Here is a 23,191-nt window from a genome sequence, read left to right on the forward strand (position 1 = left end):
CATGAACGAAAAAACCCGGCGCGATGGCCGGGTTAATTTGAGTTTTTGCCAAAGGCAAAATTATCAGGATGGCGAAATCATGCCACCAGCCGCACGGGAACGCAATAGGGCCTCAAGCGGCACTTCGCATTTCGTAAATTGCGGCTGCCACCGGGCTCAATGCCTGCTTGTCCAGATCCTCGCAGCACTCGAAGGCCAGGCTCACGAAACCGCCCCAGTCGCGCTCCCAGTTCGAAGACTCAAGCCTCACCCCGTAGTGCGCATCCAGCCAGGCCCTGAACCCTTCCGGCGATGCCAGCGGATCGTCGTTGGCCGACTGCCCGCCCTGATGCATGTACCGGTACCGGGCCATGACGCCCTTCACCACGTACTCCAGCTTTTCGCGCTTGGCCGCGGTCATGCGTGGCGATCGCTGCTGGACCATCGTGAATACGGCCTCCTCCGCATCCTCCTGAGTGTCAGCGTCGAGCCGGGGCGCGTACATGAAATGGCCGAAGGCTTTGATGCTACGGCCAAGCCGTCCAATGGCGACCTGAATGCCACCGGCCAGAGCCTGGTGCACAGCATGACTCGCCTTCCGCTGCTTCTCCGTGGTCTGCACCATGGCACCCAGCAGGCCAAGCTGCTCGATGAATGCGCCCTGACTGTCCCATGCGGTGTACAGGCAGTCGTGCCAAGCCTGACGTGCACTGTTCAGTTGCATGGGCCGCCCTCCTCGCGCTTGCGCTTGGCCTTGATGATCGCGCCGCGTGCGAGCGCATAGCCGCCAAAGATGACCATCGCCAGGATGAGCAGCTGGCCGCTGTCGGTTGGTGTCCAGTTCATGCTGCTGCCCTCCTCAGGTCTTTGAGTTTTTGCCTGTACAGGGCCTTGATGGCCTGCAGGTCTTCGATTGTCAGGCGCTGGGGCTTATGAGGCCCTTCGAGCCACTCGACTGCTTCTGCGCCGATGCGCTTCACCAACCGGATCCGGTACTCGACCGCATTACCCGAAAGGTTGCGGTTGCACTTGACGCACTGCCGATGGACGTTCAGCGGCTCGAAACGCAGCTCCGGGCAAGCGCCTACCGACCGGTAATGGCCGGCATCCCAGCGGCTGCCGGTGATTAGGTCGTGGTCACTCGGCAGCGAGTCGCAGCTGATGCACGGCAGGCCGGCGTCGCGCTCGCGGATGTAGGCGTTGAATACCTTCTGTGCTTCGGCTATATGCTCGCGCCGATCCTTGAGCTTCTCCCGTCTCTCCTTGAGGTCTTCCCGGGCCTGCCTGGTGATGGCCTTAGCCGCGATCTTCTGGAGCTTTGGATCCTTGGCTATGGCCTTGGCACAGGCGACGCTGCACACCTTCTGCGTGGTCATGGTCGGCTTGAAGGGCTTGCCGCAACCTGGCGCCTTGCACTTCTTCGGCTTGATCTCCTTGACCAGAGTCATGCGACCTCCTCCCCTAGCAGATCACCGAAGAACACGCCCTTGGCTGTGAACTCGACAGCGATGCGATCGGTGTACATGCAACCCTGCTCGCGATTGAACAGGCGGGTCACCGGGAACCCGTCGGGACCGAACATGGCGCAAGCGCCCATCCAGCGGAGCTTGATCTCGTACGGCAGGTGCAGCAGCGCCAGGTTGTAGCCTTCGCGGAACTCGGCGCTGGCCGAGCGCATGATCGGTACACCGTGATGTAGCTTGCAGTACCGGCGGACGTCCTCCACGTCGCCCATCTCGGTGGACTTCGCAATGCGTTCGTACATCGCGAACCAGAGGGCGTTCTGGTCCAGGGTGCGGTCCTTGCCCGGGCGCATGCTGACCACGACGAACTTCTTGTCGCGGAACAGGCGGGTCAGCATGGTCACGGCCTCGGACAGTTTGGCCTGGCTGTTGACGCTGATCTTTTCAGTCACGATTCGACTCCTTAACCCAGCGGCGCATCGATAGGTCGCAACCCATAGTCAGGCAGACGCCATTGGCCATGCCGCGATGAGTAGCGCGCCGAAGGCAGCCACAGCTGCACCTGCGGCGAGACTTTGCGTCGACGGGCTCGTGATACCGGATCTGGCCCGGCAGGCCGCCGACATTGCCCCAGCCGTCCATGCCGCTGCGCATGGCAGCCGAACGAGCCGCAGGGGACATGCTTTTCAGGTTGGTCATGGCTTCACCTTCAGGCCCTGGGCCTCGATCATCCTGGCGCACGCATCTATGGTTCCGTTGCGCGTGTGATGCCATTCGGCATGCTCTTCGCAATCCGGCTGCCCGTATCCTGGCAGCTCCACCACCACGGACTCGCGCGAGGCCTGCCAGCCCTCCCATAGCCAGTTGTACTTGCTGATGGTGATCGACTGATCCAGTTTCCAGATGTCCACCACTTCGTACATCCCGATGCTTTCCTTCCAAGCCACACCGGCAGGCACTGGGAATTTCGCCTCGAACTGCTCGCGCATCTTGTTGGCGCCCATCAGTGCTTCTCCTGAAGTTTAGCGATGGCCTCGCGGGCCTTGCGCTTGCGTAGATAGGTGTCGACCCGGTACCGCTGGGCCTCTTTGCGCTTCTCGCGGTCCTTGCGGATTTTCGAATCAGCGATGATCGAGCGGACCTCAGCGAGCTTTGCCTTGGTCTTTGCGCTTGCGTGGGTAGAGACTTGCCCGGTGATCAGTCCAGCGATTGCTTGCCCATCGACGGTGATCGGGGCGATCCGCAGGTCTGCCAGATGCTTGTTGGCGGAATCCTGGCTAATCAACTTCGCGCGGACGGCCCCCTCGATGGCAGTCACCCTTCGAGCCTGGTCGTAGCCGAGAGAAACCTCCCACTCCACCGGCTGAGCTTCAGCACGGGCGAAGGTGCAGTGGCGCTCATAGGCACTCATGAAAGCCATACGGGCACCCACCTTGTCGCCGACCTGCAAGACTGGATCGGAAGCGGACATGGCCTGGCGGATTTCCTGGGTCAGCAGCACCGTGTCGAACTCGTCACTGGCGGAAAGCGCGATTGCCCAAGCCTCGTCCTTCCCCGGGCGCCCGTCAGCCGCGTGAATACGCTGCATGATGGCGCCGGTGGTCAGCTTGCCTGTCAGCTCTATGCGACATGCCTTGAGGGCTCCGGCCACGGTCTGCGCAGGGAATTCGGCAAGGTCCTCAGCCATCAATTCGGCTGCATCCGCACTGAGCGTGTAGCCAAGCGTTTCCGCAGTAGCGCAGATGGCTAGCGCCAGCTGGGCAACCTGCTCCTGGGTCATGCGGTCAGATGAGGAATTCATTTCCCGCTCTCCCCTCACGTTTCAGGATGCGCGTGGCCGCTTCCTGGCCGGCGGTCAGGTTCGCCTGCTTGCGCTCGATCTGCTGGGCGGTGGTCGCGTTCATCTGGCGATTGGTGACCCACTGGGTGTGGTACGCCTCGGCCTTGGCCAGCAGGTCGCCCAGGTTGTGGCAGCCGTTGATCAAGCGAGCGTCATTGATCGTCAGGAAGTACGCGGCCACATGGTGGGCAACGTCGATGCCGAGACGGCTGATCAGTTGACCAACCTGCCCTCCGGCCTTCGCGTTCCATACCGGCCACGCGTGGTAGCGCTTGCGGTAGGCCATGGCGTAGTTGGCCCAGGCCTTGAAGGTTTTGCAGGACTGGTCCTTCGGCCCTGGCATATCAGCCGGGATCTGGCAGCGCGGCTGCTGAGCCGTAAACGGCACCACGATACCCTCCGCGACCACGGCTTCAGCCTGGGGCGCAACAGGTTCAGTGACTGGTTCCTTTACTGATTCAAAAGAGTGACTGGTTCTGGGTGCAGCTCCTGCACTACCCCCTAGTGAATCTGCTGCACTAGGGGGTGAACCTGCTGCACTACCCTGGTGAATCTGCTGCACTACCCCTAGTGAATCTGCTGCACCACTTAAGGTCAGGTAGTAGACGTTCGAGGAGTTACCCTTGGGGCCACCCTTCCGGATCTCTTTGCGCAACAGGCCGGCACCGCACAGGGTGTTGATGTGGTTCATGACCGAGCGCTTGCTGATCTCGCACTGATCGGCGATGTGCTGATATGACGGCCAGCATTCGCCCTGGTCACTGGCGTTATCGGCCAGCTTGATGAGCACAAGCTTGCGCAGGGGGTTTCCGACCTTGGTCTTCATGGCCTTGACCATCAGTTCCATGCTCATGCTGCGCGCTCCGCCCTGGCTGCAGCACCACGCCGCCGCATACCCACGACATGCCGGTATGCCCTGAACTTCAGTCCGGTCCCCGGTGGGATGTCATTCGCAGCCTCCTCCAGATCGCAGCGGACCTCGCTGTAGCAGTAGGCGCCGAACTCAGCATCGCGGAACTCAGTCGAATTTAGATCGTTGACGTAGAAGTCACGTGCAGCCTCGCAGTGCGCGCATGTCTTGTAGGTCGACACGTCGCCCTCCCAAAGACCGGTAACGAACTCGTAGCGGTCGCCTGGCTCGATGTAGCCCCGGCATTCGGTGCAGGTGTGACGCTTACGCGCGACACGGTGCGTTTCGGTGTGGAATTCCGGGCTCATGCTGCACCCCGCACGGCCTTGTCGTGGGTGTGCAGGCCGTCCCAGTTCTTCTTCATGGGCAGCTCGCCGGCCAGGTACAGCTCGTACAGGCGCACGGCACCCTTGCGCAGGAGAATTGGCGTGTAGCTGATGAACGCCTCTTTCCCGTGCGGGGTGATCTCCTGCTGGTGTTCGGTCATGTACTTGTCGCGGGCGTAGGCGGCCACGCGGTAGCGGGTACCGGACTTGCTCTCGTTGTAGAGCCAATTGCGGCCTTCGAGGAAATGCCCGACCTGCATCACGTTGACCCCATTGAGGCCCTTGCAGAACTGGACATGGCTCATGCCTTCCTTGAACAGGTTTTCCAGGCTGTCGATCTTCTTGGCCTGTGCCTCGACTTGGACGGTGAGCAGGACGCGGGCTTTCTCCGACTCCAGGGCCATCTGGAGGATTTCCAGTTTGCTGAGGTCGGCGGGGTGGCTTGGTACGCTGTATCCGCCGGTTTTTCGAATGCTGGGCAGAACTTCGCTCACCACCCACTCTTCGAAGCGTTCGGCCTGGGGCAGCTTGGAGCGCATCACCAGGCGGTAAACGTCACGCTCGGGGATGATGTTTGCCGATGGGCCAAGGGTGAACGAATCGTTCACCCCCACCGGGCGCGGGCTTTTGCAGTGGTCGCGCACTGCTTTCTGTGGGTTGGAGTAGCCGAGGCCTTCCGCCACATCCCTGGCAGAGAACCAGGGCTCTCCGTCAATGAGCACGACGCGAACATCAAAGCCTTCGAAATTGAACAGATTGACTGTGCGCGCCACAGAATCGTGCTTCGCGTTTTGTGGCGCGAGCAAGCTTATGGGCTGTACACTTGGGGTCTGCATATGCATAATTCCCTGACAGAGTTTTGTTTTGCAGAGAGTCGGGCCGCGAACCCGGCTTTTTTGTCTCTGCGATTTGGTTGAGGCCCTCAAGAGGCCCCTTGTGAGTCCCTCACCTATCCGGTAGAGGGCCTCTTCAGTCCCACCAGCTCCAGAACCGGTGCCTTTCGCCTTCCTACGAATACCGTTGCGCCAGACGTAATTGCTTCGAGCAAGACCTCGTTCACGGCCTCCTCAAACGTCCAACCTCTGGCTTCCATCAGGCGATTAAATTTGGCTCTGGTCTCTGGCGGCACGTTCTCTTCACAAAATTCCATCGTGCCCTCCTGAGGGCCTCTAGCCCGCGATATCCTTCAGGTCGTCGGGCATCAGCGCCTCAATGGCTCCGTTGACGGCAGCCCACTCCAGCATCTCGAACAGATAGGTCGCGTACTCTCGACGGCTCTTATCCGCAGCGCGCTGAAGCTGCCGATCCAGCAGCGGATAGAGCCGGATCTTCCTGGCAATAGCGCGGCGCTGGGTAAGTGGGTCTTTGAAGCTCATTTGGGTACTGCTCCTTGCAAGTGGTGGTTGGATTAGGCTGCTGAACTCTTGAGCGCGTTGACTGGATCATCCTCACGCTTGGCAACGAGCGCCCCGCGCGATTCCTTCTCCAAAACGCACTGCATTGGGTAGGAGAACCCTCCAGTGGCACGGCACTGAGAGACGCGGCTTCTAGTAACGCCGAGTGCGTCAGCAATTGCCTTGCCCGAGCCAAACAGCTTCAGGGCGTCGTCATAGGTCATTTTTTCTCTCCATTTGCATGCCTCGCAGTTTAGACCCTTAAACATCACAAATGCAAACACCTAAACCAAAGAATGTTTAAGATCCTAAATATGGAATTCAAAGACAGACTTCAGACGCGCATGAAAGCTCTAGGGCTGACTGCTGCTGACATCATTAAGCTGACCGGCGTCTCGAAAGGGACGGTGAGCTTCTGGGTGAACGGAAAGAACGGGGCTACCGGAAAGAACCTGCTCTCCTTGGCCAACGTGCTTCGGTGCGCGCCTGAATGGCTTACAGATGGGCGAAACCCACCTGACACTGAGCCGGAGCCCCGCTCCAACGCCACCATGCTCGGCCCGATTTCGGTTTGGGACGACGACACTCCGCTGGACGACGACGAGGTGTACGTGCCGTTCCTCAAGGAAGTTGAGCTGTCCGCAGGATCCGGACGCACTGTGATAGAGAAATCGAGCAGCAGGAAACTCCGCTTCGGCAAGCAGACTCTGCGCAACCAGGGGGTTCAATTCGACCAGGCCGTGTGCGTGACTGTGCATGGCAACAGCATGGAGCCTGTGCTCCCGGACGGCAGCACAGTCGGTGTCGACCGCGCATGCACTGCGGTGAAGGACGGGAAGATGTATGCGATCGATCATGGCGGCGAGTTGCGGGTAAAGACGCTTTACCGGATGCCGGGCGGCGGTCTGCGCTTCCGCAGCTTCAACCAGGATGAGCACCCGGACGAGGAGTACACCGCGCAGCAGCTGGCCGAGAGCGGGATTAGCGTATTGGGGAAGGTGTTCTGGTATTCGGTTTTGCTTTGATTAGCGAACCACCCGCAATCCTTAAGGGCAGTAGACTCATCCCTTTGACATTGGACAGCTTATAGAGCATGGAAGAACAATAATGCCTGAGTGCATTACGGCTGTTGAAATCATCAGGCAGAGCCATCAGGGCTTCTCGATCAAGCCATTCCTCATCCGCGGCGATGATGGAAGCACTTATTTTGTGAAAGGCCACCAGAAAGCTGGCGGCCCAGCTTTGATTTCTGAGGTTCTTGGCGCAGAAATTGGCTTGAGGATGGGCTTGCCAATTCCTGCCTGGTCCCTCATGCACATCCCCGAAGAACTGATCGCGTTCAGTGCCATACCGCATGTTGATGACCTGCGCGGAGGGATGGCCTTCGCCTCTCAAGCTGTTGAAAATGCGACCGACTTCAGCCTAAGCAGCATCAATTCGACGCCTGCAGATCTCCGCCGAAAACTCCTGCTTTTCGACTGGTGGGTACGAAATGAGGACCGTTGTCTTGGCCAGCACGGAGGAAACGTCAACCTCATACTCGACTCAAACGGCGATCTCAACGTGATTGATCACAATCTCGCGTTTGACAGGACCTTTGATCCCCAGGCATTTATGGAGGGGCACGTTTTCCGCGAATGCAGGTCATTCTTCCGAGACCTGGTTGTTCGTCAGGAGTACATGCAAATGCTTGGCGGTATAGTCGACAGCTGGGGTACGATCACCGACCTTTTGCCAGAGGACTGGCTGTATCGGGACGCTGACCACATCGATCAAACGGAGCCAACGGTAGCTGAAAGGCTGGAAATGCTGGAAGTGTTCAGGGACGAGCGGTTCTGGGGAGCGCTATGAAATACATCTGCAACTATTCTATTTTGCGGTTCTTGCCTTACCCAGAAACAGGCGAATTCGTGAATATTGGGATCGTTTTGATTGCCAATAATGGAGACTTTCGCTTCAAAATCGAGAAAAAGCGTCAACGAGTCACGAATTTTTTCCCTAGTTTGGAGGCGAAAATTTTCCTAAGGGCTCGACGCGAGGTCGAGGCTGAGCTCACCAGACTCAGCGGCTTCTTCACTGCAAACCGATCTGACCTTTCTGCAATCTTGGGGACCTTCAAGCACCTCATCCACCCTCGTGAGACGATGATGCGATTCAGTGACCCCGGGACGATGGCAGTTGAAAACGCAAACGACGCGATTAACGTGCTGTTTGACCATTACGTCAATCACAGCTTCGCCAACAAGGAATACCAGGAGACGGTGCTTGAGCGCCAACTCGGAAAGCTTCTGTCCTCGAGCAACCTGAAGCAGAGGTACAGCGATCTGAAGCTTGGCAGCACTGATTACGTGGTCAAGTTTCCATTCGTCATGGTTAACGGCAGTGAGCCTGTGCAGGCGCTAAAGCCTCTCCATCTTGGACATGACGAGCCTGCCAAGATCATTGAGCATGGAGATGCCTGGATATCCAAGATTCGGCGCCTCAGTGCGACTGAGGATCTTGCTCGAGACACCTTGTTTATCGCTGGCCCTCCTGAGGAAGGCAGGCCAAAACTGCTTAGAGCTTTCAAGGAAATTTGCGATGAGCTCAAGAGCTTCCCAGGCGTAAGGGTGACAAGCACCGCCGAAACCCAGGCTCGTATTCTTGAGGAGATTCGAAAAGGGATTCCGGAAGCAATTCATTGATTTTTTCTAGCCCGCTTCGGCGGGCTTTTTCATGCCTGCGTGATAGCGGAAAGCCAGGGTGGTAAGATGGCTCACCAATCATGGAGGACGAAGATGCGAGTTTTCGGTGTAATAGCGGCGATCATCGGAGCCTTGATGCTCATTGGCGCCTTGGTAATGGATGTATCCGTTCCAACGGGCCTGGGGCGCGTCAACAATCTTGGCCTTATGGCTGAGCGGCAGAATTACACAATCATCGGTGGGATTCTCCTTATTGTTGGCATCCTGATGGCTCGCAAAACCGGTAGCAAGGCGACCGTTGCGGAGGTCGATGACGTCCGCCAATGCCCTGCATGCGCCGAACTGATCAAGAAGGCCGCTGCCAAGTGCCGGTTCTGCGGCGAGGCTGTAGAGCCCGTCCCAACCCCAAAGCTGAAGCACGGCTGGGTCGCATTCATCCCCTGTCGCCCAGGCGAGGATCGCGAAAGATCTGAGCAGGCAGTGTTAGATCTCGGCCTTCCCGTCGTGCCGATGGACGGGGCAAATATTGGAGCAGGCCCTTTCGCCACCAAGGATGAGGCCAAGGCAGCGGTGAAGAGATTGTCTGGCGAGCAAAGCGTCTATGCTACGGTCGATTACCGAGACAACGTCAGCGGGAAATTCCCTCCTCTTACTGACTGACCGCTAAGCACATGCGTCGACCTGGCGCCTGATACAGCCCACCTGATCCCGCCATCGTGCGGGATTTTTTTTGTCCGCTTGGACGGTCCGCGCCTCGAAAGTTTAAATGTTTAAACAAATTGCTTGACGCGATCAGTTTAACTTTCTAAATTTACATCCATCGAGGCGCTACACAGCCCCTCGGGAGGCCCTCAAGCCTCACCGCTCTTTAACAGTCAGCGCAACAATCGAAACACCAACAGACCGCATTGCCTCTACCGGCGACCGGCGATCAGACGGGTCAGATAGCCCGCCAACGACAGGAGAACCCTGTACGGCTGATCGAGAGCGAGATGCTCGAACCGTGCGAACGACCCGGCATGCAATGCGCCCCGCGAATCCCAGCGGCAGAAGGGAGAGATACCGAACTTAATTAGCGCCCGCCATAGCCTCGGCTGCGGGCGCCGGACCTCATGCACCCTGCCCCAATCACCCGGGCACCCAGAGCTGCAGCGTGCATGTTGTAAGGACCTGCGATCCATGGCGAACAGGCACTGATTGCCGTCATGAGGAGGAAGCTCGACGCCCACATCGAAGACGAACGGACAGTCCTGCAATCAGCGGCGGGTAACTGGCCAGCACCGCTCACGCAATACCCCGGCCTGTCGCCAGTAGCGAGGCCGGGATTTCATCAGGTGCCATTCCATGAGTGGTATCTGGGAAATCAACCGCCCTGGAGGGCAAGACGATGTCTCAGACATTTGAGCAAGGCTGGGCGGCACGACCATTCGCTCAGCAGTTCCCGGAAATGAACGCCGACGAGGCAAAGCGCCTCGACCACATCAACACCTCGATCACCACGCTGTACTTGGCGGGGATGCTTACCGACAAGCAGGCGAACGAAATTCGCACCAAGAAATTCCCCCGAGTAGTCACCAAGGCGGTGCTCGGCAAGAACTGAATCCCTTGACTGCCAGGAACAGACTGGCCCGATGCCCTGCTCCCCATAGCAGGCTGCATCGGTCAGAACCATCCCGGTAACTGCAATTACTGGAAGTGCCCCGGACGATAGCGCTGGTGCCCAACGCCACCTTGAACAAGTGGCCATAGGGTTTGTTCCCGCCTGGGCAGCAGGTGGGACTGCCGATGGTTCTGACCGATGTAGCCCGCCCACAACCCCAAAGGACACCCCATGAACGCACAGCTCACCCCGCCGAATATTGGCGAAATCTGGCCCGGCCAGGGCGGTATCTACGCCGGCATCGTCCCGGCTCGCAATGGCGCAGAGGCCTATCACCTGATCATCGGCGAAGAAATCGGCCGGTTTGCTTGGGATCCGCACTGCGACCATTCCAACGCCAGCAGCCTCATTGATGGCCAGGCCAACACCAAGGATCTGATCGAAAGCGGCGGCGACTACCCGGCCGCACACGCTGCTGCGCAGCACATCGCCGACGGTCACGCCGACTTTTACTTGCCGGCCGCTGCCGAGCTGTACGAGGCCTGGCTGAACCTGGGCTACAAGGACTGGGGCTTGGTGTGGTCGAGTTCGCAGCGCTCCGCCAACAACGCATTCAGTCTGCTTTTCGTAGATGGCTATCAGGTCAACAGCGGCAAGAACCTCGAGCTCCGCGTCCGCCCCGTCCGCAGATTGCCTATTCAGTAATTCATTCCTTCAAACCCTTCCCGCAGGCGATTCCGGGACTCAAGACGAGCCAGTCCAGAAGCATCCCCGGCAGCTCGGGGCGCCTGCCCCTTTCCCCATAACGACCGCATCGACAGGTGCCGGGCTTGGCTTTTCACGCCCGGCTTGGTCACCGGTACCCGGCACCTGATCAATGCGGTTGGCTATCGAGGTTCACACGATGAGTACTCACACACCTGGGCCGTGGACGGTCCGCCCTGTTCCGAATCCAGGCCTTGTCGGCCATACCGGCTATGCGATCGACTTTAACGAAGCTCAGGAGCAGGTGGTTGACTTCGTTTACGAGGAAGCCGATGCCCACCTGATAGCCGTCGCACCTGACCTTCTGAGCATTGTTCAGCGCTTCGTGGCTCTCGACGCTCAGTGGCACCCGGACCGCCACGCATCTGAAAAGGCTGAATTGATGGAGGAGGCTCGTGCCGCCATCGCCAAGGCCCGGGTGAAGCCATGAGCGGCTGGATCAAGTGCAGCGACAGGCTTCCTGAACTGCCCAAGGGCGGCGGTAAGGCTTGGGTGATCGGCTACACCCCGGCGCGGAGAGCACAAAGCAACGCCAATGGCGCCCGCTTCCTCTACTGGAACGGCATTGACTGGCGCTACGGGGATGGCTCGCGGTTCGAGCACCGCGTGACGCACTGGCAGCCACACCTCAGTCCACCCACCGAGTAGCCCACCACCTGGAGGCGATCATGAACGCAGCCATTCAACTGCACCGAAACCAGTCCGACTACGACAACCGCGAGCCGGTGCCGCTGGAGGACTACGAAGCTGAGCGGATCTGGGTCGAGAACGCAACGATTGACCTGCTACGTGGCTGTGACGTGCTGTTCCAGCGGGCTAGCGGGAAAGCTCAGGGCGTTACCTACGAGCAGTTCGCGACCGCAGTAGACGAGCGCATGAGCGCGCTGCTGGTTGAGACGGTGCAGAGCGGTTCTACCCTGGGTCGCATGTTTTTGGCGGCCCGGCGCGGCGCAATTCACGAGTGCAAATCCATCGTCGCTGAGATCCTGAGTGACGACCAGGTACTGCGCGATATCGCCGCAACTCTCCTCGGTCCGCTGGCTGCTGATGGCGTCATCGCTGACGCCGAGGGCGCTGAGTCATGAGCGCCGACCTAGCCCATGCCCGCATCGGGCTGGAAATTGCGAAGATCGCTCGATCATCGACCCCAGCCCAGGACCGCACCTTCATTGAAGGCATGATCGAAATGGCCGCCTGCCTGAGCCAGATCACCTACCAGGACTCGGAGAGCTATCGACAGGCCCTGGCCATCAAAACCGGAAACCGAATTTCAGCGCTGAGGAATGGCTCATGACCGTCATCGCCAGCACCTGCAAAGAACTCGCCGAAGCCCTGAATCGCCAGGGCTTTTTTCTGGTCGCTGACCTGCCGCCCCGTACCCGCATCGAGATCCGTCGCGGAATGATCGTTGTGAGGCTGCCATGACCAGTTACCGGCGAGCCCGCCGGGTGTACATCTGGCGTGGCTCCTTCACTGCCGTATTCGCCTGCACGGTCTTCATGCTCGCCAGCGCACTAGCCGGCAGCATCACTTCCTGAATCTACGTAGCCGAGCACGGCGGCCCTTCGGGATAACCGTACCCACCCGGGAGCGTAAGCGGCGAGAGCGCGCAACAATCCACCGCAGCCAGGGCGTGGGTCAACCCTCATGCCTGCGTGACCTGGCATTCCCCCTTTCAACTGACGGCGCCGGCCTGGCGCGAGGCTTACCAATGTCCAATATCAACATGCGCATATGGGACCAGGTCGATACCACCGATCCCAGTGCAACCAAAAATTTCACCGGCATGGGCGGTTTCAAGGGAACCGCGATCAAGCCAACCTACTTGATGCGTAAGGCGACCGAGGTTTTCGGGCCCTGCGGTGAGGGTTGGGGCTGGACGGTTCTTGAGGACCGCTTTGATGACGGCGCGCCGATCCAAGCCCCGACTAAGGAGTGGCCAGAGGCGCCGCTGATCACCGCAAAGCTGCACACGGTCAAGATTCAGCTTTGGTACCTGGGCAAAGACGGCCAGAGGTGCACTGTCGAGCACTACGGCCATACTCCTTTCGTGCATCTGCAGCAGGGGAAGATCATCACCGACTGGGAGGCTGCAAAGAAGTCGCTGACCGATGCAATCGGGAAATGCCTCCAGCCTCTTGGCTTCGCCGCTGACATTCACATGGGCCTGTTCGACGACGCCTCGTATGTCGAGACAGTGCGTAGCGAGGTGGCTATCGAGAAGGCAGAGGATCAGGCGGCTGAGCAAGAGCGCCAAAGGCTGGAGCGGCTGGACTGGCTCAAGTCTTCGGTGGAAACAATGGCCGGTGCCGTCACTATGCACGAACTCAAGATACTCAACACGCGCTTCATCAAGAGCGCCACGGCTCGGAATGAGGCAGCGTTCATTCGCAGGATTACCGAGGCCTTCGAAGAGCGCAAGGCACAACTTGAAGGAGCCGCAGCATGAGCAACCTCTACGAATTGACCGGCCAGTACAGAGAGCTTGCGGTGCTGATACAGGATGCTGACGAAGACATGGCTGTAGCTGTTCGGGACACCATGGGCGCCATCGAAGCAGAGTTCAACGACAAAGCCCTGGCGGTAAGCCGGGTGATTCTGAACATGGATGGCGATATCGAAGCGGTTGATGCCGAGATTGATCGGCTGCAAGAGCGCAAGCGGATCATGTCCAACCGCAAAAGCCAGATCATCGATTACCTGCGCGAAAACATGGAAGCGGCGAAGATCACCAAAATCACCTGCCCGCTGTTCACAATCACTCTCTGTGCTGGTCGTGATTCCGTCATTGTGGATGACGAAAAGCTTCTGGACGAGGATCTGGTAAACCCCAAGGTGACGATGGTGCCTGATAAGAAAGCCATCGCTGCACGCATCAAGGCCGGCCAGGAAGTAAAAGGGGCCCACCTTGAGCGCGGCCAGCCTTCCATCCGAATCAAGTGAGGTTGCGATGACCGACAACCAAATACTGGCCGGCGCTGAGCGTCAGGCCCAACTGGAGGCAGCGAAAGCTGCCTTCTTTGCAACTGGCGGATTCATTGTGGTAATCGCGGGCTGCTCATTCACTCCTCACCCGATGCGCTCCCACCCGCAGCCTTTCATAAAACCGAAGCAGCCTGAAAAGCCTGAGCAAAAGCCGAACTCCAGCCGACGCGCAATCGCGGAGCGAAACGAAAGAATCGCTGAATTGGCTGAGACAATGACCTGTAATCAAGCGGCTGAGGAAATGGGAATTTCCTCGAAGTCGATCCGTGATATCGCATTCAGGCTTGGTATCAAATTTCTGCCTGCACCGACCGGGAGAGCGCCGAGGCCTGCATCTGAGTTCACCGCAATGGCTGAGCGGATCGAGGCCTTGGGCAAGATCGGAGTGAGCAAGGTTCGGGCTGCTAAGCACCTTGGAATTACGCCGAGACTCCTTTCGCGGATCGCCAAGGAGTTCGGCATCGACTTCCCAGGTCATGGGAAGAAGCCAAAATGATCCAGGAATTTCGCCGGAACGATGCAATCAAGGCTGTGAAGTACGCCGCTCAGATGGCAATAGCCACAGGATGCCCATGGGGCGTCTACCGCAGCTTCAAGACATCCATCATCGCCATGCCGGCCCTCAAAGCCAAGAAGGACGCTCTTGAGGTCTGCACGCCATGAGGAGCATCCACAAGCTCACGCAGTCCCGACGCCGGCAGCTGCATGTTCATCTTCCGCCCAGCGGGCTGTTAGAGCAAAAACAGGAGACGATCAATGCGAGCCGACCTTCCGGGCCAGATCGATCTGCCCATTCAAGTTGCGCATCAAGCGCCGCCGGCAGTGGCCGGTAGCAAGCAAGAGTTGGCCGAGCGCATCGCAAAATCGCTGATCAAGTACGACGCGAGCCCGTCCTCTGCGCTCTGGATAGAAATTCAGGCCTGCGCCAAGGCCATTCTCAAGTAACCACGCCCCCCAAAAAAGCCGCATCCAGCCATGGAGGGCGGCGATCACCCTGGAGAAACACATGACCCAAGCCAATCAGCAAGTCATCGCCGCATCCGACCTCCCCGCCCTGGGCCAGCCATTGCTCGGCGGCGTCTTCGCTGCCCGCTACTGGCTCAATGGCCAGGAACGCGCCCTGATCCTGCCATCCGACGAATTCGAGGGTGTCTGGGGTGAATACGGCGTCGAGATCGCCGGCGCCGGCAGCTACAGCGACGGCTACGCGAACACCGTGGCAATGGCCGAGGCTGGCTGCGAAATCGCCAAGAAGGCCCTGGAGCTGGATGCCTACATCCCTTCTTGCTTGGAAGGGCAATTGCTGATGGCGGCCAAAGCCGAAGGCTTGGTGACCCTGCGCGAAGATCGTTGGCACCACCTGAGCACGCAGTACTCAGCCAACTTCGCCTACTTCCTGGCCTTCGCCGATGGCTGGCTCTACGGCCTCGACAAGGACTACGAGCGTCTCGTGCGCCCCGTCCGCAGCCGAATCATCCAGTAATTCACCCCTTCAATCCTTTCCCTCGCAGGCGATTCCGGGTTCGTCAGGATGGCGATCAGACCAGAAGCACGCCGGGAAGCGCCGGCCGCCTGCACCCTTATCTCGCTCACAGGAGCACCCCATGCAAGCGAATCAACTGACAACCTACACCCGGGGCGACTTAACGATCAGCAGTCCTGACGAAGGTGTAGTTCTGAAGCTGGCAACCCTCGCCATTGCCGCGGCGCCAGCCATCTCCGCAAACGGCGTGCCTCCAGTTGGTGAGTACTGGCCGGGCGAAGGTGGAGTGAATGGCGGACTCTTCCCGGGCGACGGAAAGCCGTACTACTTGATCGTGCCGACCGGCGCCGACGCTGAAGCCAAGCTCGAATTCGGAAGCTACGGCAAAGAGTTCGACGGTGCACAGAGCCCCAATGACGGCATGACGAACACCGCCGACCTGGTCGAAACTGACAACGACTACCCGGCGGCGCGGTTCTGCGCAAAGTTCGAGCGGGATGGGCATAACGACTTCTATCTGATGGCGCGGCGCGAAGCGTCCTTCCTGGAGATCACTGTTCCGCACCTGTTCTCCAAGGCCTACCACTGGACGAGCACGCAGTACTCAGCCTACGGCGCCTACGGCCTGGACTTCGAAGATGGCTGGCTCGACCTCCACGGCAAGAGCCTCGAGCGTCTCGTGCGCCCCGTCCGCAGAAAATACTTCTGATACTTCACTTCTTCATTCATGGGCGCCTCGGCGCCCTCGCCTTTCGAGGATGCCAGGATGGCGCTCCACACGGATTTAGAAATCCACAAAGTTGCTGAGGAACTGCTCGGGCTTGCGCTCGACCTGGTCAGGAATATCCCGCGCGACCTGAAACAGGTCGTCGGATCAAAGATCCGCGACGAGTGCCTGCAAGTGCTCGTGCTGATCGGTCGGGCGAACATGAGCCGGGATCGTCTCAATCACCTCAACCAACTGCTCGAAAGCGTCTGGATGCTGAACTACCTACTGCGCGCCCTCACCAACAAGGGCTTCATCAGCAAAGGCCAGCACGCCACGGCAATGAAGCTCACGGCCTCTGTCGGCCGCCAGGCGAACGCCTGGAAGAAATCCGCAACCGCGCCCGCTGCTTGAGGGTCAAGGCCCTTCTGCCTGTGCGCTAAATCTGGTCGTGCCGCTGTCCTATGGACACCGCCATGCGCACCACGGAAACCACCGGTGAATGCCGGAAGGTCCGGCGTAGTTTCCGGGCTGAGCAATCGTCCCGGCAACGTAGATAGCACGACAGGTCGCAGTACTCAGCCAACAACGCCTACAACCTGGACTTCGAAGATGGCTGGCTCAACAACAACGACAAGAACAACGAGCGTCTCGTGCGCCCCGTCCGCAGATTTACCCGTTGCGAGCTTCACCTTCGAGGAGCTGGCCATGGCCTACTACGATTGCCGGCGGCACAAGCGGAACACCGTAAGTGCCCGGCGCTTCGAGCAGGACATGGAAACCAATCTCCTCGACCTATTCGACGAGCTCCAGGCTGGAACCTACCAGCCTGGCCGCTCAATCTGCTTCGTCGTGACCCGGCCAAAGGCCCGCGAGGTGTGGGCAGCCGAGTTCCGCGACCGCATCGTGCACCACCTGCTGTACAACCGAATCGGTCCCACCATCGAGCGCAGCTTCATAGCGGACAGCTGCGCCTGTATCCCCGGGCGCGGCACACTGTACGCCGGTAAGCGGATGGAGGCGAAGGTGCGAAGCCAGACGCAGAACTGGTCCAGGCCGGGCTTCTATCTGAAGTGCGACCTGGCCAACTTCTTCGTGTCTATCGACAAGCGGGTGCTGGCCGGGCAGCTGGAGAGGCGGATCAGCGATCCGTGGTGGCGAGCCCTGGCCTTGCAGGTGCTCTGGCACGATCCGCGTGACGACTACGAGATCCGCAGCCCTCGTCACCTGTTCAACCGGGTGCCTCAGCACAAGCGGCTCACGACGCAGCCTGCGCACCTCGGCCTGCCGATTGGCAACCTGTCGTCGCAGTTCTTCGCCAACGTCTACCTCGACGCCCTGGACCAGTTCTGCAAGCACACGCTGAAGGTCCGGCACTACATCCGCTATGTCGATGACTTCGTCCTACTGCATGAGTCACCGCAACAGCTCAACGAGTGGCTGTTACGGATCGAGCAGTTCCTGCCGTCGCTGGGCGCCAAGCTCAACCCGACCAAGACGATACTGCAGCCGATTGAACGAGGTATCGACTTCGTTGGGCATGTGATCAAGCCCTGGCGGCGCACGACGCGCAAGAAGTCGGTAGCCCAGGCGCTGAAGAGAACGGCGGCGGTACCGGCAGAGAACCTGCGCGAGACGGCCAACAGCTACTTCGGCCTGCTCGGCCAGGCCAGCCATAGCCAGCGCGACCGCGCCGCACTGGCAAACCTCGTTCTACGCCGCGGGCATGTCGTCAACGGCGATCTCACCAAGACCTATCCGAAACGGTAGCGCTGCCCGCCAGCGCCTTCCCCTCTCAAACGATAACGAATCACGCCGCCCAGGCGAGGACCGCCCATGTCTGCATTCCAGAAAAAGAATCCGTTCGACTTCAAGACCCAGTATGGTCTCGGCCTGGATCCACAGGATGACGAGATCGTCGTTGACTTCTTCTGTGGTGGCGGCGGTGCCGGTACCGGCCTTGAGATGGGCCTAGGTCGCCCCGTGGACGTGGCGAAGAACCACAGCCCGGCGGCGATCAGCATGCACACCGCCAACCACCCGCACGCTCGCCACTTCACCACCGACGTGTTTGAGGGTGACCCGGACGAGGAATGCCAGGGCCGCCGCGTCGGCTGGTTCCACATGAGTCCCGACTGCACCCACCATAGCCAAGCCGCCGGCGGGCAGCCACGCAAGCGCGAGATCCGGAACCTGTCGTGGATCGGCCTGAAGTGGGCCGGTAAGAAGCAGCCACGGGTGATCAGCCTGGAGAACGTGAAGCAGATCCTGCAGTGGGGCCCGCTGATCGCCAAGCGCGATAAAGCAACTGGCCGAGTGGTCACACTGGACCTGGTCCCACACCCGACCAAGCCCAAGAGCAAGATCAACCGCGTGGCCGAGCCCGGCGAGCAGGTGCCCGTGTCGAACCAGTTCCTCGTGCCAGACCCAAAGCGCAAGGGCACGACCTGGAAACGATTTGTGGCACTCCTGGAAGGCCTGGGTTACCAGGTGGAATGGCGCGTGATCAAAGCCTGCGACTTCGGCGCTCCGACCAGCCGGGAACGCTTGTTCATGATCGCTCGGTGTGATGGCCAGCCAATCGTCTGGCCGGAGCCTACCCACGCCAAGAATCCGAAGAAGGGCCAGCAGAAGTGGCGCACGGCAGCTGAGTGCATTGATTGGTCCGTGCCGAGCAAGAGCATATTCGGGCGGTCCAAGCCCCTGGCCGACGCCACGTTGCGCCGGATCGCCAAGGGCATGCAGAAGTTCGTACTGGACAACCCGAATCCTTTCATCGTGCCGATTGCGAACTGGTCCCGGGAAGCAGCGCAGGACATTAACGACCCGCTGCGCACCGTGACGTCCTGGCCCCGTGGCGGCTCGTTCGCCGTTGCCAGCCCGACCCTGGTTCAGACCGGATATGGTGAGCGTGACGGTCAACAGCCACGAGCGCCCGGCCTTGACCAGCCACTCGGCACCGTCGTTGCCGGCGGGGTAAAGCACGCGCTGACAAGCGCCGTTATCTTGCCGGCGACCCACCAGGGTGCCGACCGGATCAACGATCCAACTGAGCCACTGCCCACGGTAACCGCTGCCAACCGTGGGGAACTCATGGTCGCCAGTCCGCTGCTGGTCGGCGTCGGGGGCCGGGCCGGGCAAACCGAACCGCGCACCGGCAACGATCCTATGTACACCATCACGGCCAAGGCCGATACCGCATTGGCGGCTGCACACCTGGTCAAGTTCCGGTTCGACAGCGCCGGCGCCCCTATCGACGAGCCGGCGCCTACCATCACCAGCGGCGGCAACTACAAGCGGCCGGCGGGCGCAGCTCATGCGATGGGCATCTGTACCGCGTTCATTGAGCAAGCCAACGGCGGGTTCAACACCACGCCAGCCAAGGGTGCCGACGAGCCGATGAGCACGGTCACCAACAGCGGCAGCCAGCAGCGCCTGGCGACTGCCTCGCTGCTCCACCTGCGCGGCAACTGCGACGGTCGCTCGGTCGAGGATCCTCTCCATACCGTCAGTGCAGGTGGCCAACATCACGGAGTAGTCGAGTACAAACTATCGCCAGAGCACGAAGAAGGAGCCCTGCGCGTCGCCGCTTTCCTGATCCGGTACTACGGCACCCACAACGTCAGCGGCTGCGACGAGCCGTTGTCCACGATCACGACGAAAGATCGTCTGGCCCTGGTCACCGTCTACGTGAAGGGTACGCCCTACGTCATCGTCGATATCACCCTGCGCATGTTGAAGCCACACGAGCTCTACCGAGCCCAGGGCTTTCCAGCCACCTACAAGATCGACAAGGGGGCAGACGGCAAGGCGTTCACCGTCACCGAGCAGGTCCACATGTGCGGTAACAGCGTCAGCCCTCCGCCCATGGCGGCCCTGTCCGCGGCGAACGACCCTTGGAAGCGAGTTAATCGACAAGCCGCAGCTGCTTGACCGAAAGGAGTACATCCGTACTCCTCCCTGCTTTAACCCCTCTCCCCTCTATTCAACTGCCGCGATTTGGCGGCCAAGGAATCGTCATGCCTGAAGAAATCAAGCTGATCCAGCGTGTAGCCGTTGAGCGCGACAAGGACGGCTGGTGGCGCCACCCCGATCTGCCAGCGTTCGACGGCTGCTGGTCTGAGCTGGCCCACTGGCTGGCTCAGCAGGGCCTGGAGCTGCAGCGCTGGAAAATGGAGGCCGATATCGCCGGCCACCACCCTTACGACGATGGCGCCGCTCACTGCCTCGGCTGGGAGCCTGCCTCGCCTGGCCCGGAGTGGTTCCTGCTCGCAATCATCGACTCGGATGATGGGCCGTGTGTGACCTGGACCCGCCGGGCGGTGCAGCCATGACCCGCCTCACCCTCTGCCTCCTGCTGCTGGCCACCGGCGCCAGCGCAACCGAACTGCCGCCGGGCGTTTCGACCTTCGAAGACAGGCCGCGCGGCGTCGTCTGCTACGTCATGAGGTCGCTTGGCAATGACGCCATCAGCTGCGTGAAAGTCTGGCTGCCCCAGGTGGCCGGCAACCAGCGCCAGCTCTCCCCGCACGAACAAGAAGACAACGGACCAACACCTGCCGGCGCCGAGCTGCGCTGGGATGAAGAGAGGTATTCGCTGTGAAGGCACTTTCCATCCGCCAGCCTTGGGCCTGGCTGATCATCCACGGGGGCAAGGACATCGAGAACCGCACCTGGCACACGAAGTTTCGAGGTCGCTTTCTGCTGCATGCGTCCCAAGGGATGACCCGTGATTACTGGCGAGCAGCTTCCCGGTTCTGCGAAGAACGTGGGCTGAGCCTACCGCCATTCTATTCAGAGGCAGACTTGCTGCGAGGCGGCATCATCGGCTCTGTCGAGCTGGTCGATTCAGTCGATCACAGCGACTCGCCCTGGTACGTGGGCGACATGGGGTTCGTGCTGCGCGACCCGAAGCCGCTGCCGTTCATACCGTGCAAAGGGCGCCTGCAGTTCTTCGATGTTCCGCAGGAGGTCACCAGTCACGCCTGAATCCTAACCCCTCCCCTTACAACTCAAGCCCGCCGGCGATACCCAGTGACCAGTAGCACGAGGCCCGGCACCAGGAGGCCGACCGACGTGTATCCGAATGCAGCCTGGCCTGAAGCCCCAATCGCAGCGAACGCAGCGCCAATCGCAATGAGCGGCACGGCGGCGAAGTAAAACGGTTTGGCTGTCTTGCCCATATCAATACTCCTGTTCATTCCCTCTTTTTTAACACATGAGCCCGCCGACATGCGCGGGCGAGGAGCAGCCATGCCCATTATTACGATCACCACCACCGTGAAGTCCGTCCATGAAGTGCCCGAGGGCCTGACCATCGAGCAGATTCGTCAGCAAGCCCTCTCGTTCCTGAGCGAACACGAAGAGGCCACTGATGACGTGGTGTGCCGTCAAGACAGCGCTATGTGCCAGGTGTACATGGGTGGCCACGATCCAATCAAACAGTCGGTTGAGCATTCGATCATCGAAGGCGAGGCCTGACCACCAACCTGCCGCCGACGGCGGCGTGGAGACCATCCCATGGCAAACGCCACCGCCGCGGCGCAGCCCGGCCTTCTTCCGAGGATCATCCGGGCCAGCGAAGCGCCTGGTTACCTCGGGATGTGCAAGGAAGAGTTCAGGAAAACCGTACGCCCCCACGTTCACGAATTCCCCATCGGGAAGCAGGGAGTCGGGTTCGACCGGCTGGAGCTTGATGCCTGGGCCGATGCCTACATCGAGCGAATGGCCGTTGAAAAGGCAAGCAATCAGGACAACAATCGGCCCCGCAGCGAGCGCCGAGGAGGTAATGAATGGCGCAAAAAAGAACCCCGGGGCTCTACCAGAGGAACGGGATATGGCATATCGACAAGGTCGTCAGAGGTACACGACTTCAAGAAAGCACTGGAACAAGCGAAAGGAACGAAGCGGAGCAGTACCTCGCTCACCGCCTCGAAAAGCTGAGGCAGGCCAAGGTTTACGGGGTTCGGCAAATCAGGACGTGGCGAGAGGCTGCAACCCGATATCTCGTTGAGTACAAGGATCAGGCATCAATTGGACTTACGGCCACGTACCTGGATCAGCTCGACCCGTTCATTGGCGACCTGCCGCTGACCCATATTGACGACGGGGCGCTGGCCCCGTTCGTGAAGTTCAAGCTGAAGCCAGGCCTGACATCAACTGGGAAGCCCAGGCCTGGCGCATCAAACCGGACAATCAACATCGCTATGCAGCGCGTCGTCCGGATCTTGAATCTTTGCTCCAGGAAGTGGAGGGATGCCGAAAAGCGGCCTTGGCTGGACACCGTGCCAATGATCACGATGCTGGAAGAGAAGAGATCGAGCCGGAAGCCGTACCCGATGTCATGGCAGGAGCAGTCGCTGCTGTTCGCGGAGATCCCTGACCACCTATTGAGGATGTCGCTCTACAAGGTGAACTCTGGGTGTCGAGAGCAGGAGGTCTGCAAATTGAGGTGGGAATGGGAAATCCGCGTACCTGAACTCAACACAAGCGTATTCCTCATTCCGGCAAGCTTCGGAGGGCGGCATGAGCGATCAGGGGTGAAGAACGGAGACGAGCGGCTGGTGATTCTTAACAGTGTGGCGATGTCTGTAGTGGACGGGCAGAGGGGGCTTCACCCAGACCTGGTCTTCCCATATGGGCGGCCTGATCAATACGGCCCAACAGCTCTACATCGTATGAACGACACAGCCTGGAAGAAGGCCAGAGTGCGCGCGGCGGATAAGTGGGAAGAACTCCACAATTCGCCTGCGCACCCCGGGTTCCGATCGATCAGGGTTCACGACCTGAAGCACACCTTCGGACGGAGGCTTCGGGCAGCTGGTGTTCTGGAAGAGGATCGGAAGGCGTTGCTCGGGCACAAGAATGGCAGTATCACCAGCCACTATTCAACTGCTGAGTTGGGTGCGCTGATCGAGGCGGCAAACAAGGTATCAGCGACTGACTCGCGAGGGCCGGCGCTGACGATTTTGAGAAGGAGGACGGGATGAACCCCCGCAAAAGTCCCTATCGGGAAACATGAAAAAGCCACCCGTAGGTGGCTAAGTCATTGAGGTA

The 23,191-nt window shown here is 59.9% G+C and carries 39 protein-coding genes; 26 read left to right on the forward strand and 13 right to left on the reverse strand.

What is annotated here, in order from left to right:
- Nucleotides 1-112 precede the first annotated feature (112 nt).
- The 12 genes from ACKLLE_RS03925 to ACKLLE_RS03980 all read right to left on the reverse strand — a co-directional run bounded on the left by ACKLLE_RS03925 (nucleotide 113) and on the right by ACKLLE_RS03980 (nucleotide 6,136).
- Nucleotides 113-703, reverse strand: a complete 591-nt coding sequence (locus ACKLLE_RS03925; protein WP_420056936.1) for a hypothetical protein — start codon at nucleotides 701-703, stop codon at nucleotides 113-115.
- Nucleotides 694-825, reverse strand: a complete 132-nt coding sequence (locus tag ACKLLE_RS03930) for a hypothetical protein (RefSeq protein WP_409279695.1) — start codon at nucleotides 823-825, stop codon at nucleotides 694-696. The genes ACKLLE_RS03925 and ACKLLE_RS03930 overlap by 10 nt, the downstream gene beginning before the upstream one ends.
- The gene (locus tag ACKLLE_RS03935; protein WP_420056937.1) at nucleotides 822-1,427 is read right to left on the reverse strand and encodes a recombination protein NinG; all 606 of its coding nucleotides are present in this window, start codon (nucleotides 1,425-1,427) and stop codon (nucleotides 822-824) included. The genes ACKLLE_RS03930 and ACKLLE_RS03935 overlap by 4 nt, the downstream gene beginning before the upstream one ends.
- Entirely contained in the window at nucleotides 1,424-1,894 is a 471-nt protein-coding gene (locus tag ACKLLE_RS03940; RefSeq protein WP_420056938.1) for a hypothetical protein, read from the reverse strand. Before ACKLLE_RS03940 ends, ACKLLE_RS03935 begins: the two co-directional genes overlap by 4 nt.
- Entirely contained in the window at nucleotides 1,887-2,141 is a 255-nt protein-coding gene (locus tag ACKLLE_RS03945) for a hypothetical protein (protein WP_420056939.1), read from the reverse strand. The genes ACKLLE_RS03940 and ACKLLE_RS03945 overlap by 8 nt, the downstream gene beginning before the upstream one ends.
- A complete protein-coding gene (locus ACKLLE_RS03950; RefSeq protein ID WP_420056940.1) occupies nucleotides 2,138-2,446 on the reverse strand; it encodes a phiTE_015 family protein in 309 nt (102 codons plus the stop codon). The genes ACKLLE_RS03945 and ACKLLE_RS03950 overlap by 4 nt, the downstream gene beginning before the upstream one ends.
- Nucleotides 2,446-3,243 (reverse strand): hypothetical protein, encoded by a 798-nt coding sequence (locus ACKLLE_RS03955; RefSeq protein WP_420056941.1) that lies wholly within the window; start codon nucleotides 3,241-3,243, stop codon nucleotides 2,446-2,448. The genes ACKLLE_RS03950 and ACKLLE_RS03955 overlap by 1 nt, the downstream gene beginning before the upstream one ends.
- Complete coding sequence (locus ACKLLE_RS03960) at nucleotides 3,227-4,135, reverse strand: helix-turn-helix domain-containing protein (protein ID WP_420056942.1); 909 nt, start codon at nucleotides 4,133-4,135, stop codon at nucleotides 3,227-3,229. Before ACKLLE_RS03960 ends, ACKLLE_RS03955 begins: the two co-directional genes overlap by 17 nt.
- A complete protein-coding gene (locus ACKLLE_RS03965) occupies nucleotides 4,132-4,500 on the reverse strand; it encodes a hypothetical protein (protein ID WP_420056943.1) in 369 nt (122 codons plus the stop codon). Before ACKLLE_RS03965 ends, ACKLLE_RS03960 begins: the two co-directional genes overlap by 4 nt.
- Nucleotides 4,497-5,354, reverse strand: a complete 858-nt coding sequence (locus ACKLLE_RS03970) for a BRO-N domain-containing protein (protein WP_420056944.1) — start codon at nucleotides 5,352-5,354, stop codon at nucleotides 4,497-4,499. Before ACKLLE_RS03970 ends, ACKLLE_RS03965 begins: the two co-directional genes overlap by 4 nt.
- A 333-nt stretch (nucleotides 5,355-5,687) precedes the next feature.
- On the reverse strand, nucleotides 5,688-5,894 hold the full coding sequence (locus ACKLLE_RS03975; RefSeq protein WP_314614188.1) for a hypothetical protein: 207 nt from the start codon (nucleotides 5,892-5,894) through the stop codon (nucleotides 5,688-5,690).
- A gap of 32 nt (nucleotides 5,895-5,926) precedes the next feature.
- The gene (locus tag ACKLLE_RS03980; RefSeq protein WP_314614187.1) at nucleotides 5,927-6,136 is read right to left on the reverse strand and encodes a hypothetical protein; all 210 of its coding nucleotides are present in this window, start codon (nucleotides 6,134-6,136) and stop codon (nucleotides 5,927-5,929) included.
- 90 nt (nucleotides 6,137-6,226) lie between these two features.
- Between ACKLLE_RS03980 and ACKLLE_RS03985 the strand changes: the two genes are divergently transcribed.
- The 24 genes from ACKLLE_RS03985 to ACKLLE_RS04100 all read left to right on the forward strand — a co-directional run bounded on the left by ACKLLE_RS03985 (nucleotide 6,227) and on the right by ACKLLE_RS04100 (nucleotide 21,124).
- Nucleotides 6,227-6,937, forward strand: a complete 711-nt coding sequence (locus tag ACKLLE_RS03985; RefSeq protein ID WP_420056945.1) for a S24 family peptidase — start codon at nucleotides 6,227-6,229, stop codon at nucleotides 6,935-6,937.
- Between the two features lie 82 nt (nucleotides 6,938-7,019).
- A complete protein-coding gene (locus ACKLLE_RS03990) occupies nucleotides 7,020-7,763 on the forward strand; it encodes a HipA family kinase (RefSeq protein WP_420056946.1) in 744 nt (247 codons plus the stop codon).
- Nucleotides 7,760-8,596, forward strand: coding sequence for a DUF3037 domain-containing protein (locus tag ACKLLE_RS03995; protein ID WP_420056947.1), 837 nt, complete (start codon nucleotides 7,760-7,762; stop codon nucleotides 8,594-8,596). Before ACKLLE_RS03990 ends, ACKLLE_RS03995 begins: the two co-directional genes overlap by 4 nt.
- A gap of 93 nt (nucleotides 8,597-8,689) precedes the next feature.
- Entirely contained in the window at nucleotides 8,690-9,256 is a 567-nt protein-coding gene (locus tag ACKLLE_RS04000) for a hypothetical protein (protein WP_420056948.1), read from the forward strand.
- 727 nt (nucleotides 9,257-9,983) lie between these two features.
- Nucleotides 9,984-10,196: a hypothetical protein gene (locus ACKLLE_RS04005; RefSeq protein ID WP_420056949.1), complete on the forward strand. Its 213-nt coding sequence runs from the start codon at nucleotides 9,984-9,986 to the stop codon at nucleotides 10,194-10,196.
- A 231-nt stretch (nucleotides 10,197-10,427) separates the two neighbouring features.
- Nucleotides 10,428-10,901, forward strand: a complete 474-nt coding sequence (locus ACKLLE_RS04010; RefSeq protein ID WP_420056950.1) for an Lcl C-terminal domain-containing protein — start codon at nucleotides 10,428-10,430, stop codon at nucleotides 10,899-10,901.
- Nucleotides 10,902-11,100: 199 nt separating this feature from the next.
- The gene (locus ACKLLE_RS04015; RefSeq protein WP_420056951.1) at nucleotides 11,101-11,391 is read left to right on the forward strand and encodes a hypothetical protein; all 291 of its coding nucleotides are present in this window, start codon (nucleotides 11,101-11,103) and stop codon (nucleotides 11,389-11,391) included.
- On the forward strand, nucleotides 11,388-11,609 hold the full coding sequence (locus tag ACKLLE_RS04020; RefSeq protein ID WP_420056953.1) for a DUF551 domain-containing protein: 222 nt from the start codon (nucleotides 11,388-11,390) through the stop codon (nucleotides 11,607-11,609). Before ACKLLE_RS04015 ends, ACKLLE_RS04020 begins: the two co-directional genes overlap by 4 nt.
- A gap of 20 nt (nucleotides 11,610-11,629) precedes the next feature.
- Nucleotides 11,630-12,046: a hypothetical protein gene (locus tag ACKLLE_RS04025; protein ID WP_420056954.1), complete on the forward strand. Its 417-nt coding sequence runs from the start codon at nucleotides 11,630-11,632 to the stop codon at nucleotides 12,044-12,046.
- The gene (locus ACKLLE_RS04030; RefSeq protein ID WP_279900657.1) at nucleotides 12,043-12,255 is read left to right on the forward strand and encodes a hypothetical protein; all 213 of its coding nucleotides are present in this window, start codon (nucleotides 12,043-12,045) and stop codon (nucleotides 12,253-12,255) included. Before ACKLLE_RS04025 ends, ACKLLE_RS04030 begins: the two co-directional genes overlap by 4 nt.
- Nucleotides 12,252-12,386: a hypothetical protein gene (locus ACKLLE_RS04035; RefSeq protein ID WP_279900656.1), complete on the forward strand. Its 135-nt coding sequence runs from the start codon at nucleotides 12,252-12,254 to the stop codon at nucleotides 12,384-12,386. The genes ACKLLE_RS04030 and ACKLLE_RS04035 overlap by 4 nt, the downstream gene beginning before the upstream one ends.
- A gap of 286 nt (nucleotides 12,387-12,672) precedes the next feature.
- A complete protein-coding gene (locus tag ACKLLE_RS04040) occupies nucleotides 12,673-13,410 on the forward strand; it encodes a hypothetical protein (RefSeq protein WP_420056955.1) in 738 nt (245 codons plus the stop codon).
- Nucleotides 13,407-13,904 (forward strand): siphovirus Gp157 family protein, encoded by a 498-nt coding sequence (locus tag ACKLLE_RS04045; protein ID WP_420056956.1) that lies wholly within the window; start codon nucleotides 13,407-13,409, stop codon nucleotides 13,902-13,904. The genes ACKLLE_RS04040 and ACKLLE_RS04045 overlap by 4 nt, the downstream gene beginning before the upstream one ends.
- A gap of 7 nt (nucleotides 13,905-13,911) precedes the next feature.
- Nucleotides 13,912-14,442 (forward strand): hypothetical protein, encoded by a 531-nt coding sequence (locus tag ACKLLE_RS04050; RefSeq protein WP_420056958.1) that lies wholly within the window; start codon nucleotides 13,912-13,914, stop codon nucleotides 14,440-14,442.
- The gene (locus ACKLLE_RS04055; protein ID WP_420056959.1) at nucleotides 14,439-14,609 is read left to right on the forward strand and encodes a hypothetical protein; all 171 of its coding nucleotides are present in this window, start codon (nucleotides 14,439-14,441) and stop codon (nucleotides 14,607-14,609) included. The genes ACKLLE_RS04050 and ACKLLE_RS04055 overlap by 4 nt, the downstream gene beginning before the upstream one ends.
- 93 nt (nucleotides 14,610-14,702) lie before the next feature.
- Nucleotides 14,703-14,891 (forward strand): hypothetical protein, encoded by a 189-nt coding sequence (locus ACKLLE_RS04060; RefSeq protein WP_420056960.1) that lies wholly within the window; start codon nucleotides 14,703-14,705, stop codon nucleotides 14,889-14,891.
- Between the two features lie 61 nt (nucleotides 14,892-14,952).
- A complete protein-coding gene (locus ACKLLE_RS04065) occupies nucleotides 14,953-15,429 on the forward strand; it encodes a hypothetical protein (RefSeq protein ID WP_420056962.1) in 477 nt (158 codons plus the stop codon).
- Nucleotides 15,430-15,550: 121 nt separating this feature from the next.
- A complete protein-coding gene (locus ACKLLE_RS04070; protein WP_420056963.1) occupies nucleotides 15,551-16,138 on the forward strand; it encodes an Lcl C-terminal domain-containing protein in 588 nt (195 codons plus the stop codon).
- A gap of 57 nt (nucleotides 16,139-16,195) precedes the next feature.
- Nucleotides 16,196-16,549, forward strand: coding sequence for a four helix bundle protein (locus ACKLLE_RS04075; RefSeq protein ID WP_009396397.1), 354 nt, complete (start codon nucleotides 16,196-16,198; stop codon nucleotides 16,547-16,549).
- A 294-nt stretch (nucleotides 16,550-16,843) separates the two neighbouring features.
- A complete protein-coding gene (locus ACKLLE_RS04080) occupies nucleotides 16,844-17,905 on the forward strand; it encodes an RNA-directed DNA polymerase (RefSeq protein ID WP_420056964.1) in 1,062 nt (353 codons plus the stop codon).
- Between the two features lie 66 nt (nucleotides 17,906-17,971).
- Entirely contained in the window at nucleotides 17,972-20,068 is a 2,097-nt protein-coding gene (locus ACKLLE_RS04085) for a DNA cytosine methyltransferase (RefSeq protein ID WP_420056965.1), read from the forward strand.
- 86 nt (nucleotides 20,069-20,154) lie between these two features.
- The gene (locus tag ACKLLE_RS04090; protein ID WP_420056966.1) at nucleotides 20,155-20,469 is read left to right on the forward strand and encodes a hypothetical protein; all 315 of its coding nucleotides are present in this window, start codon (nucleotides 20,155-20,157) and stop codon (nucleotides 20,467-20,469) included.
- Nucleotides 20,466-20,738: a hypothetical protein gene (locus tag ACKLLE_RS04095; RefSeq protein WP_420056967.1), complete on the forward strand. Its 273-nt coding sequence runs from the start codon at nucleotides 20,466-20,468 to the stop codon at nucleotides 20,736-20,738. Before ACKLLE_RS04090 ends, ACKLLE_RS04095 begins: the two co-directional genes overlap by 4 nt.
- Nucleotides 20,735-21,124: an ASCH domain-containing protein gene (locus ACKLLE_RS04100; RefSeq protein WP_420056968.1), complete on the forward strand. Its 390-nt coding sequence runs from the start codon at nucleotides 20,735-20,737 to the stop codon at nucleotides 21,122-21,124. The genes ACKLLE_RS04095 and ACKLLE_RS04100 overlap by 4 nt, the downstream gene beginning before the upstream one ends.
- 23 nt (nucleotides 21,125-21,147) lie before the next feature.
- On the opposite strand, the gene ACKLLE_RS04105 is transcribed toward ACKLLE_RS04100, so the two are convergent.
- Nucleotides 21,148-21,318 carry a hypothetical protein gene (locus ACKLLE_RS04105; RefSeq protein ID WP_420056969.1) on the reverse strand — a complete coding sequence of 57 codons (171 nt, stop codon included), beginning with the start codon at nucleotides 21,316-21,318 and terminating at the stop codon, nucleotides 21,148-21,150.
- 70 nt (nucleotides 21,319-21,388) lie between these two features.
- Between ACKLLE_RS04105 and ACKLLE_RS04110 the strand changes: the two genes are divergently transcribed.
- Together ACKLLE_RS04110 and ACKLLE_RS04115 are read left to right on the forward strand one after the other, a co-directional pair.
- Nucleotides 21,389-21,616 carry a hypothetical protein gene (locus ACKLLE_RS04110; RefSeq protein ID WP_420056970.1) on the forward strand — a complete coding sequence of 76 codons (228 nt, stop codon included), beginning with the start codon at nucleotides 21,389-21,391 and terminating at the stop codon, nucleotides 21,614-21,616.
- Between the two features lie 311 nt (nucleotides 21,617-21,927).
- Nucleotides 21,928-23,124, forward strand: coding sequence for a tyrosine-type recombinase/integrase (locus tag ACKLLE_RS04115; protein WP_420056971.1), 1,197 nt, complete (start codon nucleotides 21,928-21,930; stop codon nucleotides 23,122-23,124).
- Nucleotides 23,125-23,191 lie beyond the last annotated feature (67 nt).

The sequence above is a fragment of the Pseudomonas bharatica genome (assembly GCF_048586865.1).
Lineage (GTDB): Bacteria > Pseudomonadota > Gammaproteobacteria > Pseudomonadales > Pseudomonadaceae > Aquipseudomonas > Aquipseudomonas bharatica.